At 59.5% G+C, this 19,053-nt stretch carries 18 protein-coding genes; 11 read left to right on the top strand and 7 right to left on the bottom strand.

Translation table 11 applies throughout. The features are described from left to right. The 4 genes from dapB (at position 1) to FB555_RS04165 (ending at position 3,571) form a co-directional block, all read left to right on the top strand. The gene (gene dapB / locus FB555_RS04180) at positions 1-738 is read left to right on the top strand and encodes a 4-hydroxy-tetrahydrodipicolinate reductase (RefSeq protein ID WP_182484139.1); all 738 of its coding nucleotides are present in this window, start codon (positions 1-3) and stop codon (positions 736-738) included. Further along, positions 735-1,184, top strand: coding sequence for a hypothetical protein (locus tag FB555_RS04175; protein WP_246323511.1), 450 nt, complete (start codon positions 735-737; stop codon positions 1,182-1,184). The genes dapB and FB555_RS04175 overlap by 4 nt, the downstream gene beginning before the upstream one ends. Before the next feature lie 17 nt (positions 1,185-1,201). Further along, positions 1,202-2,332, top strand: coding sequence for a calcium:cation antiporter (locus FB555_RS04170; RefSeq protein WP_182484138.1), 1,131 nt, complete (start codon positions 1,202-1,204; stop codon positions 2,330-2,332). 195 nt (positions 2,333-2,527) lie between these two features. Further along, the gene (locus FB555_RS04165; RefSeq protein ID WP_182484291.1) at positions 2,528-3,571 is read left to right on the top strand and encodes an NAD(P)-dependent alcohol dehydrogenase; all 1,044 of its coding nucleotides are present in this window, start codon (positions 2,528-2,530) and stop codon (positions 3,569-3,571) included. Positions 3,572-3,602: 31 nt separating this feature from the next. Here FB555_RS04165 and FB555_RS04160 read toward each other — a convergent pair whose 3' ends face one another. From FB555_RS04160 to FB555_RS04140, 5 genes are all read right to left on the bottom strand, one after another. Beyond that, positions 3,603-4,820 carry a cation:proton antiporter gene (locus FB555_RS04160; RefSeq protein ID WP_246323510.1) on the bottom strand — a complete coding sequence of 406 codons (1,218 nt, stop codon included), beginning with the start codon at positions 4,818-4,820 and terminating at the stop codon, positions 3,603-3,605. A 21-nt stretch (positions 4,821-4,841) separates the two neighbouring features. Further along, positions 4,842-5,333, bottom strand: a complete 492-nt coding sequence (locus FB555_RS04155) for a cation:proton antiporter regulatory subunit (protein WP_182484136.1) — start codon at positions 5,331-5,333, stop codon at positions 4,842-4,844. A gap of 57 nt (positions 5,334-5,390) precedes the next feature. Next, positions 5,391-6,311, bottom strand: coding sequence for a TIGR01777 family oxidoreductase (locus FB555_RS04150; protein WP_343046395.1), 921 nt, complete (start codon positions 6,309-6,311; stop codon positions 5,391-5,393). A 66-nt stretch (positions 6,312-6,377) separates the two neighbouring features. Next, positions 6,378-6,935 carry a DUF4395 domain-containing protein gene (locus tag FB555_RS04145; protein ID WP_182484135.1) on the bottom strand — a complete coding sequence of 186 codons (558 nt, stop codon included), beginning with the start codon at positions 6,933-6,935 and terminating at the stop codon, positions 6,378-6,380. Beyond that, entirely contained in the window at positions 6,916-7,365 is a 450-nt protein-coding gene (locus FB555_RS04140) for a TlpA family protein disulfide reductase (protein WP_182484134.1), read from the bottom strand. Before FB555_RS04140 ends, FB555_RS04145 begins: the two co-directional genes overlap by 20 nt. Before the next feature lie 74 nt (positions 7,366-7,439). Between FB555_RS04140 and thyX the strand changes: the two genes are divergently transcribed. Beyond that, positions 7,440-8,183, top strand: a complete 744-nt coding sequence (gene thyX, locus FB555_RS04135) for an FAD-dependent thymidylate synthase (RefSeq protein ID WP_182484133.1) — start codon at positions 7,440-7,442, stop codon at positions 8,181-8,183. Here the strand turns inward: thyX and FB555_RS04130 are convergent. Together FB555_RS04130 and FB555_RS04125 are read right to left on the bottom strand one after the other, a co-directional pair. Continuing rightward, positions 8,180-9,466 carry a type II toxin-antitoxin system HipA family toxin gene (locus FB555_RS04130; RefSeq protein WP_182484132.1) on the bottom strand — a complete coding sequence of 429 codons (1,287 nt, stop codon included), beginning with the start codon at positions 9,464-9,466 and terminating at the stop codon, positions 8,180-8,182. The genes thyX and FB555_RS04130 overlap by 4 nt on opposite strands. Then, a complete protein-coding gene (locus FB555_RS04125) occupies positions 9,463-9,786 on the bottom strand; it encodes a helix-turn-helix transcriptional regulator (RefSeq protein ID WP_182484131.1) in 324 nt (107 codons plus the stop codon). The genes FB555_RS04130 and FB555_RS04125 overlap by 4 nt, the downstream gene beginning before the upstream one ends. Before the next feature lie 97 nt (positions 9,787-9,883). On the opposite strand from FB555_RS04125, the gene dapA reads away from it, so the two are divergent. From dapA to pgsA, 6 genes are all read left to right on the top strand, one after another. Then, on the top strand, positions 9,884-10,861 hold the full coding sequence (dapA, locus tag FB555_RS04120) for a 4-hydroxy-tetrahydrodipicolinate synthase (protein ID WP_182484130.1): 978 nt from the start codon (positions 9,884-9,886) through the stop codon (positions 10,859-10,861). Between the two features lie 72 nt (positions 10,862-10,933). After that, a complete protein-coding gene (locus FB555_RS04115) occupies positions 10,934-12,610 on the top strand; it encodes a ribonuclease J (protein WP_182484129.1) in 1,677 nt (558 codons plus the stop codon). A 2-nt stretch (positions 12,611-12,612) separates the two neighbouring features. Beyond that, complete coding sequence (locus FB555_RS04110; protein ID WP_182484128.1) at positions 12,613-13,800, top strand: lipid II:glycine glycyltransferase FemX; 1,188 nt, start codon at positions 12,613-12,615, stop codon at positions 13,798-13,800. Between the two features lie 72 nt (positions 13,801-13,872). After that, the gene (locus tag FB555_RS04105) at positions 13,873-15,534 is read left to right on the top strand and encodes a glycoside hydrolase family 13 protein (protein WP_182484127.1); all 1,662 of its coding nucleotides are present in this window, start codon (positions 13,873-13,875) and stop codon (positions 15,532-15,534) included. Positions 15,535-15,592: 58 nt separating this feature from the next. Continuing rightward, the gene (locus tag FB555_RS04100; RefSeq protein ID WP_182484126.1) at positions 15,593-18,403 is read left to right on the top strand and encodes a DNA translocase FtsK; all 2,811 of its coding nucleotides are present in this window, start codon (positions 15,593-15,595) and stop codon (positions 18,401-18,403) included. Then, positions 18,403-19,053: a CDP-diacylglycerol--glycerol-3-phosphate 3-phosphatidyltransferase gene (gene pgsA, locus FB555_RS04095; protein WP_246323509.1), complete on the top strand. Its 651-nt coding sequence runs from the start codon at positions 18,403-18,405 to the stop codon at positions 19,051-19,053. Before FB555_RS04100 ends, pgsA begins: the two co-directional genes overlap by 1 nt.

Genomic DNA, 19,053 nt, shown 5'->3' with positions numbered 1-19,053 from the left:
GTGAGTATTTCTGTGGCCGTAGTCGGCGCCTCCGGCAAACTGGGCAGTCTGGTCTGTCGATTGATTTCGGCGTCCGAAGACTTCCATGTCGCGGCGGAGCTAGGGTCCAGTAGTGATCTCACGGAGGCGTTGGTCGCCGATGTCATTGTGGATGTCTCGCTTCCCTCCATCAGCCGCAAGGTTCTAGAGTTGGCCCTCGCGCACGAGAAGAGCATCCTGATTGGCACCTCGGGTTGGTCTGCTGAACGAATCGCCTCGGTGGAACCTCTTATCGCCGAGCATCCTGAAGTGGGCGTTATTTTTATCTCCAACTTCTCCATAGGGTCCGCTGTGGCCAGTCACTTGGCCGCGTTAGCCGCGCGACACTTTGACTCGATCGAAATCGTCGAAACGCATGGCGTGCACAAGGTTGACTCGCCCTCAGGAACCGCCGTCAGCACAGCCGAACGCATCGCAAAGGCACGAGACTCTGATGTTTCAGCTCCGCACGCCGACCAACGCGCGAGGGGCCAACTGGTGGCTGGTGTGCCGGTGCACAGTCTGCGCATGCAGGGGGTCATCGCACAACAAGAGGTCATCTTTGGCGGCGTGGGGGAAACCGTCAGGATTACCCACACCACGCTCTCGGACCGGTCGTATGAAGCGGGCATCATGGCAGCGTTACGGGCGCTTCCTGGCCTGAAGGGCAAACTTGTCGGCCTCGATCGTGTCCTCAAGATCAGCGAGCGCATCGCATGACCCGTGCCGTTATTGGTTCGGTCTTTATGGCGATCCTCCTCGTGTTGTACATGTGGGTTGCCGGTTATCAGGCGTTCATCATGATGTCCTCCGGCAACGGTGTTGTTATCGCCATGGGGATCGCTCTCCTGGTGCTTCCTCTGATCGGAGTCTGGGCATTGATCCGGGAACTTTCCTTCGGTATTCGCAGCGGGCGCCTTATCAAACGACTGCAGGCCGAAAATGGTCTGCCAGAAGATACGTTGGCGCATCGACCGAGCGGTCGCACCATCCGCGAATCGGCCGATGAAGAGTTTCCGCTGTACGCCGCCGAAGTGGAGGCAACACCAGAAAGTTGGCGCGCCTGGATGCGCCTAGGACTGGCCTACGACGCCAGCGGTGACCGCCGGCGAGCGCGATCGGCTGTACGCACGGCCATAGCATTCAGCAAGATGCATCCCGCCTAACCACGTAATATTGGGGGATGTCGAAGACTTTCGAGCTCATTATTAGCCGGAGTTTTCTCGCCCTACCCGTGGTTGCGCTCATTGCATTGGCTCTGTCCTGGGGGCGCAGTCTGCCGGATGCCATCTTGGCCGTTTTGGGTCTCGTTTTGGCGGCATCCATTATTGCGGCCGTTCATCACGCCGAGGTGGTAGCCCATCGGGTCGGGGAGCCATTCGGTTCTCTTATTCTCGCGCTCGCGGTCACCATCATCGAAGTGGGCATGATTGTGACGCTCATGCTGTCCTCGCCCGATAGCTCCAGTGAATTGGCCCGAGACACTGTTTTTGCGGCCGTCATGATTACCTGCAACGGGATCGTGGGAATCGCGATCGTCATCAAGGCTCTTCGCAAACGTGTGGCCACGTTCAAGAGCGAAGGGGTCGGCGGCGCGCTTGCCACGATTGCCGTGATTGCCACGCTCAGCTTGGTGTTGCCGACGTTCACCACCAGTACGGCAGGTCCGACATTCTCGGCCACGCAGCTCACCTATGCTGCCGCAGCCTCGCTCGGCCTCTACCTGCTGTTCGTCTTCGTACAGACCTACCGCCATCGTGATTTCTTCTTGCCGCCGATGCTCCCCAAGTCAGAGTCCACAAAAGCAGAGTCCTCAAACGGGGAGTCGGTAAAGAAAGCCCATGCCGCGTCCCCCTCTCGGCGCACGGCCATCATCAGCCTCGCCCTGCTGACCATTTCGCTTGTGGGGGTTGTTGGGCTGGCCAAGGTGACGAGCCCGTTGATCGAATCTGCAGTGAGCGACCTTGGACTGCCACAGGTCGTCGTTGCCGTGAGCATTGCCTTGCTGGTGTTGGCGCCGGAGGCTGTTTCGGCAATTCGGGCTGCCTACTTGGGCCGAACCCAGAAGAGTCTGAACTTGGCCTATGGGTCTGCGATGGCGAGCATTGGCCTCACGATCCCCGTGATTGCCGTGCTCTCGCTTGTCTTTGGTTTCAACGTGGCGCTAGGTCTGGGGGGCAAAGAAATTGTTCTCTTGGCCGTGACTCTTATCGTCAGCACGCTCACGGTGGTTCCGGGCCGCGCGACCGTCCTTCAGGGCGGCGTTCATTTGGCGCTCTTTGGTGCTTTCCTCGTGCTCGCGGTCAGCCCGTAGCCATCTCTCAGCCGATACCGTGGCGCCGCCTGTTCTGGCCGGGCGCGCTCACTGGGAATTTTGTGAACGTCTGGGGTCAACGCTGGTATTTCCTACGGTCTAGGTGTTGACTAGCGTCTGAAATTGAGATTGCGTGAGCATCAGCAGTTGCTCGCGAGGCTTCAGATCGAACCGAGGAATGTCATGGCCGAAATGATGAAAGCTCTGCAATACGTCACCGTGGGCGATGCCCCCAAGATCATGACGATACCCAAGCCGCACGCGGGCCCGGGGCAGATTGTTCTGAAAGTCACCGCCGCCGGAGTATGTCACTCCGACGAGTTCGTCATGAGCCTTCCCGCGGAAGCCTTTGGAGTGATGGGCTGGAGCACTCCGCTCACACTGGGGCACGAAGGTGCGGGAATCGTCCACGAGCTGGGCGATGGCGTCACAGAATTTGCGATCGGTGATTCCGTCGCCGTTTACGGGCCCTGGGGTTGCGGAACCTGCTCGTACTGCGTTCAAGGAAAAGAAATGTTGTGCCCCTTTGCCGCAGGAATGGGGATTCAACCTCCCGGACTCGGTTCGCCCGGAGCCATGGCGGAGTACCTCCTCATCGACTCTCCGCGCCACCTCGTCGCGCTGGGCACCCTTGATCCAGTGCAGAACGTGTCGCTCACGGATGCGGCCCTCACCCCGTATCACGCGATCAAGAATTCTCTTTCGAAGCTTGGAGCGGGTTCCACCGCGGTCACGATTGGCGCGGGTGGTCTGGGCCACATGGCGATCCAGCTATTGCGCGCGCTGACAGGCGCTACCGTCATTACTCTCGACATCAGCGATGCCAAGCTGGCGTTGGCAAAAGAGGTTGGTGCGCATCACACTTTCCAGAGCAATGACGACGCGATTGCCCGGGTGCACGAGCTCACCGGCGGAATTGGTGCGAACGCGGTATTTGACTTTGTCGGAGCTCAGCCCACGGTCGAGTTGGCCTCCAAGCTCGTACGTCCGGAGGGTGACCTCCACATCGTGGGAATTGGCGGGGGAATGTTGCCTGTCGGTTTTGGCGCCACCGCGTATGACGTCAACATTCGCACGCCCTATTGGGGGTCACGCCTCGAGCTCATGGAGGTCATCGAACTTGCTCAGCAGGGCAAAATTAAGGTCGAGTTTGAACAGTTCAGCCTTGACGATGGCCCCACGGCCTACGAGCGCCTTCACCACGGAGATCTGCGCGGTCGCGCTGTCCTCGTGCCTTAGGCAGGCTCACGCCAGCCAGCCACCCAGACCCCTAGGCAACCTGCGTGCTGTTGGAATCCGTGTGAGGATCCAGCATCACGTTTGTTGTGGTGTCCACGCTCTCATGGGCCAGGCGCATACGGTCCTTGAACCACGCCGTGTCAGTCACACGGGCGAGGAGCGGCCCCACGATGACGGTCACGAGCATGTACGTGGCGGCGAGAGGCGCAATCATAGGCTCGACGCCCGCCGTCACGGCGAGAGCCGCAATGATGATCGAGAATTCGCCTCGAGGAGTGAGCGCCAGTCCGGTACGCCAGCGACCGGGGCGACCGATGCCCGCGCGTTTGGCGGCAAAGTATCCGGTGAGAACTTTCGTCGACATTGTTACGATGGCCAAAAAAACAGCAGGCAGGATGACCGTGGGAATATCGGCAGGGTTTGTCATGAAGCCAAAAAAGACGAAGAAAATCGCGGCGAAAAGGTCACGAAGCGGCCGCAGTAGTTTTTCGGCGTTCTGGGCAACTTGGCCCGAGAGTGCGATCCCCACGAGGAACGCGCCGACGGCACTGGATACCTGAACCTGCGCGGCTAGGCCGGCCACCAGCATAGCCAGCCCGAGAACGCCCAACAGCAGCGATTCGGGGTGATCAGGAGTAAAGATGCGGGAGAGGCGCTTTCCGTGGCGCACAGCGAGGTACAGCACTAACATCACCGAACCCACGGCGATGGCCACGGTGATGGACCCCTGGAGCAAGCTGGCGCCAATGACGACGGCGGAGAGAACGGGAAGATAAAAGGCCATCGCGAGGTCTTCGATTACCAGTACCGACAAAATAGTCGGAGTCTCGCGGTTACCTAGGCGCCCCAAGTCCCGCAGTACCTTGGCGATGACGCCAGACGACGAGATCCACGTCACTCCCGCCATCGCCAGGGCGGCCACCGGACCCCACCCCATCAACAGGGCAAAGGCAGCTCCGGGCAGAGCATTGAGAATGGCATCCCAGATTCCTGCCCGAGCGGAAGATTTGAGGTTCCCCATTAATTCTTGGGGAGAGTACTCCAGACCCAGCAGAAGAAGCAGCAGCACGACGCCGAGTTCTGAGCCGGCGGAGAGGAACTCGGTGCTGGCCGAGAGCGGAAAGAGTCCGCCTGCACCGAATGCCAGACCGGCGGTCATATACAAGGGGATAGGCGACTGCCCATAGTGAGATGCCACGCGACCCAGCAAACTGAGGCCCAGGAGCAATGCCCCAACCTCAATCAGCATGAGTACCTCGTGGTCCATCAGCTAGACCTGACTGTGAACCAGAAGTTTGTCGAGCGCATCAAGGCCCTGGCGGGTGCCCACGGCAACGATCAAGTCATCCTCGTGCAAGATTTCTAGGGGGGTTGGCGACGCGATGACATGGTCGCCGCGCAAGATCGCTACAATCGAGACGCCGGTCTTTGTGCGGGCTTTTGTGTCGCCTAAGGGTCGATCAAGATACCGCGAGTCCGACGGCAATTGAATGTGCTCCGTAAACAAGCCCACCGCCCCGCCGAGGCCGGAAAGCTGGCTGAGCAACGCAGCATGACCCAGGAGGTCCGAAAGCGCGGCGGCCTCGTCCCCGTTGAGGGGAACAGACGCGACAATCGCATCCGGATCGGCTTTGTCATAAACGGCGAGCTCGCGCTCACCGCTGCGATAGCTCAAGACGCCGATGTGCCGGCCACTGGAGGTCACGACATCGTGACGCACTCCAATTCCGGGTAGGTCAATTTTTTCGATGCGAACTCCCATGACTCCACGCTAGCGGGAGCATGTGCCTCACAAGAAACTGAGAAGGTTACGCGTGCGTTACTTTTTGGAAGCGGCCTCGGTTTGGGCAATCGCGCTTCCCACCGTGAGGTCGAGAAAAGTGAAACCGTCGGCGAGCAAAACAGTGGGTTGAAGACGCTGGCTGGCCAGGAGGAGCTCCCGCCCGGCTTGACCGAGCAGTGCCGTGATGGCGAACCCGGGAGCGGGAAGCCAGAAGGGGCGTTTGAGGCGCTGGGCGAGCACGTGCATAACGGTTCCGGATGTCTCCGGCTGCGGCCCCACAAGGTTCACGGGCCCCCACACGTCCGACGTGAGGAGGTGAATGATCGCTCGCACTTCATCACGCAGGCTAATCCATGGCCACCAGGCGTTCCCGCCGGCGAGCGGGCCGGCCATGCCAATCTTCGTCAGAAGTCTCAAGGGTCCAAGAGCGCCACCGGTGGAAGAGAGCACGAGTCCGGTGCGCAGGAGTACCACGCGGACACCTGCGGGGGCAGCTTTCGCGGCGGCTTCCCACGCAACCACGACGTCGGGTAAGAATCCTGCACCGCGAGGCGAGACCTCTGTGAGTGTTTCGGCACCACGGTCGCCGTAGAAACCCACCGCGGAACCGTTGAGCAGAATCGCTGGTGGCCGGGTCGAAGTTGCGATCGCTTCGGTAACCGCGTTGGTCGCGGCCAACCGTGAGTGCAGGATGGCGGCGCGGCGCTTGGCAGTCCAGGGCATCTGGCTGATGGAGGAGCCCGCAAGGTTGATGATGGCGTCGAAGGTGCCGAGAGCATCCAGATTCAAGGATGTTACGCCCGGGTTCCAGACGTACGTGCGAGATTCTGTGGCGGCGAGTTCGGCCGAGCGTGTCAGCGTGTGCACCACGTGACCCGCGGCTTCGAGTTCGGCCGTGAGCTCACGGCCGATGAGGCCGGTGCCGCCCGCGATTAGGACGGAAAGGGATGCTGCCACGATTACCTCCAAGAGTGAGGGAGGCAACCGCGACTCGGTAATGCCGAGTCGAGCGCAAGGTGCGGTTTAGGCGGTGGCGCTTCCACGTCCGACAATACCCGCGCGAACGAACAAAACGTAGATTTGGCACCCCAAGCAATAACCAAAGACGGAATTCAAGAAGGCAGCGACGAAAGCAAAGGCCACGGCAATAAGAGCACCAGTCGTGAGGCCGAACAGAGCCAGAATAAGTCCGACCAGCGTGATGATGAAGCCAATGAGCTGCGCGAACGTCGGGGGTTTGGGGTTCTCAAGTTCGGTGGGTGCCGCCAGGTTGGGGCGAATGAACTTTTTGAAAATAGCGCCATAGGGGTGCTTGGTGATACCGGCAAAAGCGCCGATGGCGAACACAATAACGATGAGCAACAACAAAATGGTGGACGGCGTCGCAAGGTTGACCAGAACGGAATTGGCGGTGGACAGCTGTGGTCCGACGAGCAACAAGATGATCTCGGCCGTCAACGTGATGAGTGTCAACGTGGCGCCGAAGCGGGGACCGCGGGGGTCGATGCCCTTCGTTCCAGGAGCTGCTTCCAGCGGGTTGGGCTTGTTAGATGACTGCGCGTTAGATGATGTAGTGGCCATGATCTCTCCTGAGGGCGATGCCGAGGGCGGTCTTGACCGCTTCGGGTTTGGGTGCTCCGCCGATGCGAGCGGCAATGGCGCCGCTGTCATCCAGCACGAGCGTGGTGGGGGTTTGCATGATGTTGAAGCGGTGAGTGAGATCCTGGCGGTGCGTCACATCGACATCGACGTGCACGACGCCGGTCGTCTCACCCGCAATTCGGGAGAGGAGAACGCGCGTGGCCGGGCATTTCGTACAAAACTCGGTGGAAAACTGAACGAGCGTTGCGAATTCACCGTAGACAACGTCGGCACCAAGATCGATTGCCGCAAGGCGCGTGAGCCCATCGGCAGTGACGACCCGACCCTCGCGAGCGCGCGCGATGAGGCCGATTGCGGTGGAGATCGCCACGAGGGCGGCCAGCACAATGACGACAGTCAGAACATCCATGATTAAACAAGGCTATGGCCGCCGGGCCCGAGTGTGTTTAGTGTGACGATGCGTTACGGTTTTGCGTTACGGTTATGGGCGTGACTGAGATTGAATTTCGTTCCGATGTAACGGTCGAACTGGTGCGCGCGAGTGCCCACGATTCGGACGTGCTGTTCGCTGCCCGGGTGTCGACTCAGGGGGAGCAAACTCTCGAGGAGAGCATGCACAGCCCCGAGTCCGTTGAAGCGGACGCCAAGCGTGATCGCGGTCTCATTAACTACCTCATGCGTGATCGTCACGGCTCACCCTTTGAGCACAACTCGATGACGTTTTACGTGCAAGCCCCCATTTTTGTGTTTCGCGAGTTTATGCGTCACCGCATTGCCAGCTATAACGAGGAATCGGCGCGTTATCGCGAGCTGAACCCTGTCTTTTACGTTCCCGGCCCCGAACGCAACCTCGTGCAGATCGGTAAGCCCGGTGCTTACGACTTCGTTCCCGGAACCCCGGAGCAGACGGCGCTCGCCGTGGAGGCCACCCAACGTGCCGTCACCGTGGCGTACGAAGAATACGAACGGATGCTGGCCGCCGGGATCGCCCGCGAGGTCGCCCGCGGCGTTCTGCCCGTTGCCACCTACTCGTCCATGTACGTCACGATGAATGCGCGCTCGCTCATGAACTTCCTGTCGCTGCGCACCAAGCGCGAAGGCACGCACTTCCCCTCGTTCCCGCAGCGCGAGATCGAGATGGTGGCCGAGAAGATGGAAGAGAAGTGGGCCTCTCTCATGCCCATGACCTACGCCTCTTTCAACGCCGCTGGTCGCGTAGCGCCTTAACTCTCCTGAGGCGTGTGGTCGCGACCAATGCGCGCTGATACGTCGGTTGTGAGTCCCGCAGTGTTTGCGAACTCTGACCATGAGTCAATGGCAGCGGTGACGTCATTGATGATGGTACGAGCTCCCGGCACCCCGTGACGCTCGGCAAACCTCATGAACTCGGCTTTCGTTACATCCTGAAATTTGCCCTCGACGCCCATCAGATGCTGAAAGGTCCAGGGTCCTGCGGGATTAAAAGCGTGCGTGATGTCATAGGCGGGGGCCAACGACCACTGGCCGGCCTCATCCATGAGAAACGAAAAGTTCTTGGTGTGATCGTCACAGTTGGCCGCCGCGTAGTTGAAGACCATTCGCCGAAAAGCTTCGGCGGCGGCCTCTTCGCCCAGGGCGAGCTGAGCGATTGCCTGTTGGTACTGGGCATAGTCGTGCACGCCGACAAGGTTGTAATCAAGAACGCTTAAAGCACAGAGGGTCTGCATGTGTAGCTTTTGGGTACCGCCGGGGCGATCGAATCGACGCGTCATGAAGTGTGCCCGGCCGTTTTCTTCGAGGAGCCGAGTTTGTGACATGTGGATTCCCGCCGCTCGCGCCATCGCTGCATAAGCGTATTCAACTCGGCCGTACACTTCGGTCTCCCCTAGTTGCGCATCCTTGCCGACGCCGTCGAATTTGAGAAGCCATGACTCTTGCCCGTCTTGGGGGAATTGCCCCGGGCGCAACTCGCCGGATTGCGGATCGACATTGACGACAGCCTTTGCGCGGGCACCGCCGGCACTGGTACCAATCGCGAGGATCTGCTGCAGTGCGAGCTCCGCTTCGTGGTCGCTGCCGAGCGTACCGGCGATGACATCACGGGCCGTGCGAACGAGCTCTCCAATATCGAGCATGGTGGATGGGCGCGCGCCGGGACCGCGTTCCGGAGTGAATTCGAGGGCGCCCATGCTGCGTTGACCGGTGTAGGCGAGACGGTCCAAAGCGGTGACCTGGCGGGGAGAAGCACCCCGTCTTGCCAGTTCAGCGTCGATAATGGCGTTTCCGAAACGATCGGGGAGGGCATCGGCAATGGCCGGAGGGAGACCAAAGAACGTGGTTTCCGAGAGTCCAGGAAAGACATAGGGCGCGCGTCGACTGGGCATTGACGTGGGGGAGAGTTCGATGGCTTTCTGGATCCATTCAGGGGTGTATTCGAAGACGAAGGCGCCCCGGGTTCGGCCGGGAGCCAGAGCCCCGACATAATTTCCCCAGAGATGGACGCGAATGACGTTCACGGCTTCGAAGGTCATGAGGCCTGTACCTTCCGCGAAACGCGTTGACGTTTTTTCGGTTCTCGGCTCTCCTGGCGAGCGAGGGCCAATGGGCTAAGGCCGCCTCCCGTCTCGTCGAGGGAATCGAACCAATCTTCACGACCGAGGGCCCGGATTACCTTGATCAACGTGGCCACTGTCGTCGTGTCACCATTTTCAAGACGACTCAGCGTCACGCGATTAACAGACGCACGGTCGGCCAGAGTCTGCTGGTCCATCTCGCGTGCAATGCGGGCATCACGAATGTTTTCGCCGATGGCTGACTGCCACTCAACCGTGCTTCGATTAACGTAACTCATAAGTGAAATTATAGTTGTTATCTTATTCAATGCAACACATCTTTTACTTTATGCCCCGACGGGCTTCTCTGCGAGTGCTTTCCGGTAACCTTGAAACGTGGCTACGCGAGAAAATCCCTTTGGACAAGTCCTTGTTGCACTAGTGACCCCCTTCACCGCCGATGGTGAGGTTGCGTGGGACGACGTTGAGAAGCTCATTGATGACCTCGTCAGTAACGGCGCGGATGGCATCGTGGTGACCGGCACCACGGGCGAGACCAGCACTCTGACTGATGACGAGAAAGTCAAGCTTGTCACCGTGGGCAAGCGCGTTGCCGGCGACCGCGCCAAGATCATCATGGGTGGTCCTTCCAACGAGACGGCTCACGCCATTGTGCTCGCCAAGAAGAGTGAAGCCGCGGGTGCCGACGGTCTCATGATTGTCACGCCTTATTACAACAAGCCCACCCAAGCTGGTGTGCTCACCCACTTTCGCATGATCGCGGATGCGACCGACATGCCCGTCATCCTGTATGACATCCCCGGCCGTTCGGGCATCCCCATCCAGTACGACACCATTCTTCGCGCCGCCAAGCATCCCAACATTTTGGCCATCAAAGATGCCAAGGGCGATTTCAGTGAGGTCAGCCGCGTGCTGAACCAAACCGACCTCATGTACTTCTCGGGCGACGACTCCAATATCCTTCCCCATCTGGCCATTGGCGCCACGGGCCTTATCGGCGTCACGGCGAACATCGCCCCCGCTCCGTACCGGGCCATGGTCGATGCCGTCAACCGCGGTGACCTTGCCACGGCAACGGCGGAGCACAAGGCCCTCGAGCCGCTCGTGCGCGCGGTCATGTCCCACGTTCCCGGTACCGTTGCCGCCAAATACATCTTGCACGGCCTCGGTCGCATCGGCAGCCCGCGTGTTCGTCTTCCACTAGTGGGCCCCGAAGAGTGGGAAGCCGCCAAAATTGAAGATGAGATCTCGGTTGTGGGCGAGATTGCCGGACTCGACTTCTCGAACTTCCGTCCCGACCGCAATGCCGCCGCCGGCGGCGCTTTGCCCAAAATCGCTGGTACTGCTCGGTAGTGCCGCCCCGTCGAGGTAATGACCCCGACGGACAAAGAGCGCTTTGCTCAAAACACATGCTTGAAGAGGAATATGCCCAACGAACTTTTTGACCCACCCGTTCTCGAAAAGGGAACTCTCCGCGTCGTCCCATTGGGAGGCGTGGGCGAAATCGGTCGCAACATGACCGTTTATGAGCTGAACGGCAAGCTCCTCGTCGTCGACTGCGGTGTACTTTTTCCTGAAGAGACCCAGCCCGGTGTCGACCTGATCTTGCCGGACTTCTCCTACATTCGTGATCGTCTCGATGACGTTCTGGCCATCGTGCTGACGCACGGCCACGAAGACCACATTGGTGCGGTGCCGTACCTGCTGCGTCTGCGCAAGGACATCCCGCTGGTCGGATCCGGACTCACCCTTGCCTTCATCGAAGCCAAACTCAAAGAGCACCGCATTTCGCCCTACTCGCTCACGGTCAAAGAGGGCCAGCGGGAGCAATTCGGCCCCTTCAACCTCGAGTTCATCGCCGTCAACCACTCCATTCCCGACGCCCTCGCCGTTGCTATTCGGAGCGAGGCGGGTCTCGTGCTGCACACGGGTGACTTCAAGATGGACCAGCTTCCCCTCGATGGTCGCCTGACCGACCTTCGGGCGTTTGCGCGCATCGGCGAGGAGGGCATTGATCTCTTTCTCCCCGACTCCACCAACGCCGACGTTCCCGGGTTCACCCCCATGGAACGTGACATCGGGCCGGTTCTGGAGAACGTCATCCATCGCTCGCCACGCCGCGTTATTGTGGCCAGCTTCTCCAGTCACGTTCACCGCGTTCAGCAGGTTCTCGACGCCGCCGCCGCCAACGGGCGCTTCGTGGTGTTGCTCGGTCGCTCGATGGTGCGCAACATGGGCATCGCAGCCGACCTTGGCTACCTCACGGTTCCCGACGGCATTCTGATCGACGCCAAGAAGGCAGCGAATCTTCCCGACGAGAAGCTTGTCTACATGTCGACCGGTTCGCAAGGGGAGCCCATGGCTGTTCTGGCGCGCATGGCCAACCTCGAGCACCAGATTGAGGTAGGCAAGGGCGACACCGTCATTCTGGCCTCGAGTCTGATTCCTGGCAACGAGAACGCCGTATACCGCGTTATCGATGGCCTCACCAAGCTCGGTGCCCACGTCGTGCACAAGGGCAACGCCAAGGTGCACGTTTCCGGTCACGCTGCCGCGGGGGAGTTGCTGTATTGCTACAACATCCTGCAGCCAAAGAACGTCGTTCCCGTGCACGGCGAGTACCGCCACCTGGTGGCGAACGCGAACCTCGCCATCGAAGCCGGTATTCCTGAAAAGAACGTTTTACTGGCCGACGACGGATCCGTCATTGATCTGCGTGATGGCGTTGCGCGCATCGTGGGGCAAATTGACGTGGGTTACGTCTATGTCGATGGTTCCAGTGTCGGTGAAATTACGGATGCCGACCTCAAAGACCGTCGGATCCTTGCTGAAGAGGGTTTCATTTCGATCATCGTGGTCGTCGATGCTGCCACCGGCAAGATCATCGTGGGCCCCGAGATTCATGCCAAGGGCTTTGCCGAGGATGACACCGTCTTTGACACGGTCAAGCCGGCCATTGCCAAGGCGCTTGCCGCTGCCGCGCACAATGGAACGCGTGATTCGCACGCCCTTCAGCAGATCATCCGTCGCACGGTCGGTCAATGGGTAAGCAAGGGTTACCGTCGCCGCCCCATGATCGTGCCGTTGGTCATCGAGGCGTAAGTATGGGGACCGCAGTCACGATTGATTTCGCAACTGCCGCCGAGTTGGCGCGGTGGGATGAGCTCATCCTCGCCAACCCCGATGGGGGAGACGTCTGGCGTTCCCGTGACTACGCCGAGCAGAAACGCCTCGGGCACTACACGCCGCGGTACATCGTGGTGCGCGGAAACGAGCTCGATAACGACAGGGTCGGTTCCGGCGCCAACGCCGCCTGGCTCCCGGGAGCCAACCCGTGGGCGATGGCATTCACGGTGCACGAGAAGAGCGTTCCCTTGGTGGGCAAGCTCTGGTACCTGCCCAAGGGACCGGGATTCGAAACGCTGTCCGAGGTTGTCTGGGCCACGCGCATTCTCGTGGACTTCGCCAAGGACCACGGTGCCTTCATGATGAAAATCGAACCGCGACTGACCTTTCAACACGCCGCGCTGAGCGCTGATCTTGTGGCAGCACGTGCTTTGGTTCGAGCTGATCTCACGGGAGAAGGCTTTGTTGAGGCACTTCCGATTATCCCCAATGCGTCCACCGTGTTCGTTGATCTCACGAGTGAGCCGGGGGATGTCACCGACGGCACGGTCAATGATGTCTTGCTCAAAAACATCGGCCAAAAGGCACGTTATGCCATCAATCGCGCGCGGCGCGACGGGGTCACGGTGGCGCAGGTTGCTGCCACCGATGAAAATTGCGCTCTCATGTTCGGCCTCCTCGCCGCAACGGCCGACGGCTCCTTTGGAATTCGTTCCCAGCAGTATTACACGACCTTTTGGAAACGATTCGAGGTGTCTGGACACGGACAATTGTTCTTCGCGTATTTTGAAGGACAACTCGTGGCGGGTGCCTTCGCCATGATTTTTGGCAACCGCAGCACATACAAAGACGGTGCATCCCTTCGAAAGAAGACTGGGTATGGCGCGAGTCACCTCATGCAATTTGAGGTCATGATCTGGGCTCGAGCCCAGGGCAGTGTGTTGCACGATTTGTGTGGATCACCGGCGGCAGATGAGCTGGCCGACACCGAGCATCCGTTCTACGGAATCGGTCTTTTTAAGACCAGTTTTTCGAACCGAGTCACTGACTACATTGGCGTCTGGGACTATCCCCTGAACGCCACCAAATATCGTTTTTGGGTCAGTTTTGCCGAGCGGGCTGCGCGCCGCCTTTCCCTTATCGTGCGAAAAGATCCGTATTACTAGACCAAAGGTCGAATAGTCTTCTGTGCACTGCCAGAAACCCCCCGGAAACCTGAATCTTGGAGCATTGACACCATGGCTGAAAATACGTTTCTCGCAGGCGATGCAAACTGGTGGCGTCAAGCTGTGGTTTACCAGATCTATCCTCGATCCTTCAAGGATTCAAATGCGGATGGGTTGGGAGATATCCCTGGCATCACCAGCAAAATGGCGTACCTTTCCCACCTCGGCATTGATGCCGTTTGGTTAAGCCCGTTCTACCCGTCTGCGCTGGCAGATGGAGGGTATGACGTGGACGACTACCGCAACATCGATCCGCGTTTGGGTACGTTGGCCGATTTTGATGACATGGTCGATGCTGCGCACTCCGCAGACATTCGGGTCTTCGTCGATATCGTCCCGAACCACTCCTCCAATCGCCACGCGTGGTTTAAAGATGCGTTGGCGGCTGCCCCAGGATCACCGGAGCGCGCTCGCTATATTTTCCGCGATGGAAAAGGCGTTATGGGCGAAATACCGCCCAGCGACTGGCCTTCGCATTTTGGTCCCACGGCGTGGACGCGCATCACCGAAGCCGATGGAGAACTCGGTCAGTGGTACCTTCACCTGTTCGCCCCCGAGCAGCCGGATTTCAATTGGGATAACCCCGAGATCATCGAAGATTTTAAGACCACTCTTCGTTTCTGGGCAGACCGTGGCGTCGACGGATTCCGGGTCGACGTCGCTCACGCGCTCAAGAAAGACATGAGCGAGCCGTTGCCGAGTGTCACCTCGTTTGCCATGGAGAACATCCCCTTAGATGGATCGAACCCCCTCTTTGACCGTGACGATGTTCACGAGATTTACCGCGGCTGGAGAAAAGTTTTCAACGAATACGACCCCCCTCGCGTAGCCGTGGCGGAGGCGTGGGTTCCAGCGGAACGACGACCTCAGTATGCGCGTGCGGACGAGTTGGGCCAAGCGTTCAACTTCGATCTCCTCGGTGCCCCGTGGTCGGCCAAGAAATTTCATCACACCATCGAGTTCAATATCCATCTCGCGTCGAAGTCAAAGTCTTCGTCGACCTGGGTTCTTTCCAACCATGATGTCGTTCGCCACGCCACCCGCTACGGCCTTCCGAAAAAAGTCGATTTCGATAAGTGGCTGATGTCCGATGGCAAAGTTCCCGAGCTAGACCTGCAGCAGGGCTTGTCGCGGGCGCGAGCGGCGACGATGCTCATCATGGCGCTCCCCGGTTCGACCTATATCTATCAGGGTGAAGAATTGGGACTCTTCGAGGTCGCTAACATTCACGATGCTGATCTCCAAGATCCGATGTGGTTGCGTGGCGGCAAGACGCGCAAGGGGCGTGACGGATGCAGAGTCCCCCTCCCGTGGACAAAGGCCGGCTCGTCGTTTGGTTTCGGTGAGGGCCCCTCGCACCTTCCGCAACCCGCTTGGTTCCCCGCGTATGCGGTTGAGTTTGAGGAAAGCCAGTCGGGTTCGACCCTGAAGATGTATCGGGAGATGATTCATCTTCGCACGCAGCTTCAAGGGGCGGAAACGCTTGAATGGGTTCACAGCCGCAGCAAGGTCGTGCACTTCATGCGTCCCGGCGGTTGGCACTCCATCACGAACTTTGGCAAGAAGGCCGTGAAGCTTCCCGCCGGAAACGTGATGATCTCGAGCGGCCCTCTGCTGGACGGAAAATTGCCGGCGAATACGACGGCGTGGGTGACCGAGCACGGCGTGGAGTAAACGTCAACACTCGCCCGTAATCCCGGGCAAAGTCAGTGACACCGCGTACCGTAAGGGCATGGCTACTGGCTCCAGGACAGGCGGCCGCCCACCCGGCGGTTCGCGATCCCGTTCAACCGCGTCGAAGGCGCCCGCACGCTCTTCCGCGACGGCGAAAGCTAGGGCCACCTCGCGCGGTTCGGCTAAGGCTTTGCCGCAGCGCCGCTACACGGGGCTGGCATGGGTGTGGATGGCGTTGGCGCACGTCACAGGGGGCGCTGCTCGCATGTTAGGACCCGAAAAATTCTCGAAAGACGAGCGCCGGGATGGCATCCCGTTCACTCTTGTCGTTTTGGCCATCGCGGGTTCCATCGTGCAGTGGTTCTTCGTGGCAAACTCCGTGGCTCAAACCATTAACGATTACTCGTTTGGTGGCCTGTTCGGACGTGTCTCCTATGCTCTTCCGGTCGTCATGGTGCTCATGGCGATCTGGTTGTTTCGGCACCCTTCCTCCATCAACGACAACAACCGCATTGGAATTGGTCTGACGCTATTGCTTTTGGGGGCTTCTGGCCTAGCGCAGCTCTTTGGCGGCCAACCGGCTCCGGCGGATGGCATCTCCCTTCTGGCGACGGCGGGAGGTGTGCTCGGTTGGCTCATTGCCACGCCGTTAGCCACCGTGATTTCCCCGATCGGAACCACCGTCGTCATCGTGGTGGTCATGGCCCTGTCGCTCCTCATCATCACTAAGACGCCTCCCAATCGAATAGGGTCGCGGCTGCGCGAGTTATCTGACTATCTTTTTGGCTCGCCAGCGACCAATGGTGTCGCCGATTCCAACGCCGAAACGGTGCGCTTTGACACCGGTCAACTCGACCTTTCCGACCCATCGGCTCTTCCGTGGTGGCGTCGTAACGCGGCTCGCCGCGAGGCAGAACCCGCCTTTGATAGCCCGGTCATAACCGATAATTCAACGGATGCCCTCGACCTGAATGCCGCAAACCGCACGAGCGAGCTCTCCGTTTTGGAACAGCTCGAACGAGAGTTGGCCGATGCTGAATCGGCCGTCGGACGTTTTGCCACGGGCGAGGTGCTGACCGATGCCCAGGCGATTCATGCCCATAATGATCTCGAGACGAACCCCATCGCCATCATTAATCCTGCCGCTAGCGCTAGCGCTGCCGCGGCGGCGGCAGTGGCGCGCCAGGACGACGTAATTGACGAGGCAGCTCACGATGTTGATCTTGCCCGGGATAATGTCGGCGAAGTGTATGTCCCGCCGTACCGTCTTCCGGACCCAGGACTTCTTGTGGCAGGGGCTCCTGCAAAGACGCGCTCTGTGGCCAATGATGAGGCCGTGCGTTCCATTACCGAGGTGCTCACGCAATTTGGTGTCGATGCCAAGGTCACGGGCTTCAGCCGGGGTCCGACGGTAACGCGCTACGAGATCGAGCTCGGCCCTGGTGTTAAAGTCGAGCGCGTCACGGCGTTGTCGAAGAACTTGTCCTATGCGGTGGCCTCGAACGAGGTCCGCATCCTGTCACCGATTCCCGGTAAGAGTGCCATCGGTATTGAGATTCCGAACACCGACCGCGAAATTGTCACCCTGGGTGATGTCATGCGTTCCAACGCTGCCGCAAAGAGTGTGCACCCCATGACGATCGGGCTCGGTAAAGATGTCGAGGGTGGCTATGTGGTCGCAAACCTCGCAAAAATGCCCCATTTATTGGTCGCGGGTTCAACGGGATCAGGAAAATCAAGTTTCATCAACTCGATGATCACGAGCTTGCTCATGAAGTCCACACCGGCCGAAGTACGCATGGTTCTGATTGACCCTAAGCGTGTTGAACTTGCTCCTTACGCCGGGGTTCCGCACCTCATTACGCCCATTATTACCAACGCCAAGAAGGCCGCCGAAGCCCTGCAGTGGGTCGTCAAAGAAATGGATATGCGGTACGACGACCTTGCCAGCTTTGGCTTTCGTCACATTGACGACTTCAACGCAGCTGTCGTGGGGGACGAGATCAAGCTTCCCGGGGGGAGCGAACGCAAACTTCACCCCTACCCCTATCTCCTCGTGGTCGTGGACGAGCTTGCCGACCTCATGATGGTCGCCCCGCGCGACGTCGAAGACTCGGTGGTGCGCATCACGCAGCTTGCTCGAGCCGCTGGAATCCACCTGGTGTTGGCAACGCAGCGTCCAAGTGTTGACGTCGTAACCGGGCTCATCAAGGCAAACGTACCCAGCCGTCTGGCTTTTGCCGTTGCCAGCGTGACCGACTCCCGCGTCATTCTCGATCAGCCGGGCGCCGACAAACTCATTGGTCAGGGCGATGCGCTCTTTCTTCCGATGGGGGCGAATAAGCCAACGCGCGTGCAGGGAGCCTGGGTTTCCGAAGCCGAAATTGCCAAGGTTGTGGGGCACGTCACTCGGCAGGCTCACCCCGAATACCGCAAGGATGTCGCCGTTTCGGTGGTGCGCAAGGATATTGACGCCGACATCGGCGACGACCTAGATGTCCTCTTGCAGGCCACCGAACTTGTCGTCTCGACCCAGTTTGGTTCCACCTCAATGTTGCAGCGCAAATTGCGGGTCGGGTTCGCCAAGGCGGGCCGCCTCATGGATCTCCTAGAATCCCGAGACATTGTGGGCCCATCCGAGGGATCCAAGGCGCGCGATGTTCTGGTGAGCCAAGAACAACTTGCGGGTATTTTGGCCCGCCTGCGCGGTGAAGAAGCCGGTCCACCAGCTTCTGTGGCACAGGCTCCCGCCACCGGCGATCAGTATTCGAATGACCCCGTGGCGGCCATGTCCGCCGACCTGCGCGTTGCACATGACAACGAGGTTGAGGGCGACGAAGATGCATGGCAACTGACAGGACGCGAATAATGGCCGACATGAACCGCCCGAGTGATCCCATCGAACCGGGCAATGCTGCCGTGTGCGTGCCACCGACGAAGGTCAGTAACTGGAGCGCGCCCAACATCATTACCATCGTGCGAATCTTTTTCGCCCCCGTTTTCATTTGGATGTTGTTGAGCGGTAGCGGCGACATGAATGAGCCGCTGCGATGGTGGGCCACCGTGCTCTTCGTGGTGGGAATGGGCACCGACGGTCTCGACGGCTGGATTGCGCGCCGCTACAACCTCATCACGGACCTCGGCAAGATCCTGGATCCCATTGCCGACAAGATTCTCATTGGGGGAGCGCTCATCGCGCTGTCCATTTTGGGAGAGCTTCCGTGGTGGGTGACGGGCCTGATTCTGCTCCGTGAGGTCGGTATCACCGTCTACCGCTTCGTTGTCATCAATGACCGTGTTATCCCCGCTTCCCGCGGTGGTAAAATCAAGACGATCACTCAATTCTTGGCCATCACGTTGGCCCTTATGCCGCTGGCCGCACTGTGGGGCGATTGGGTGAACGTTGCCAACGTCATCTTCATGGCTGCGGCCACAGTGATAACGGTGCTGACCGGTATTGATTACCTGGTTGACGGATGGCGCCAGAGGCGCGCCCTGCGCACGGATTCCACAAAATAG

It is taken from the genome of Alpinimonas psychrophila (assembly GCF_014137865.1).
Lineage (GTDB): Bacteria > Actinomycetota > Actinomycetes > Actinomycetales > Microbacteriaceae > Alpinimonas > Alpinimonas psychrophila.
The sequence above is the reverse complement of the archived record's forward strand: the minus strand, read 5'-3'. Positions and strand labels throughout refer to the sequence as shown.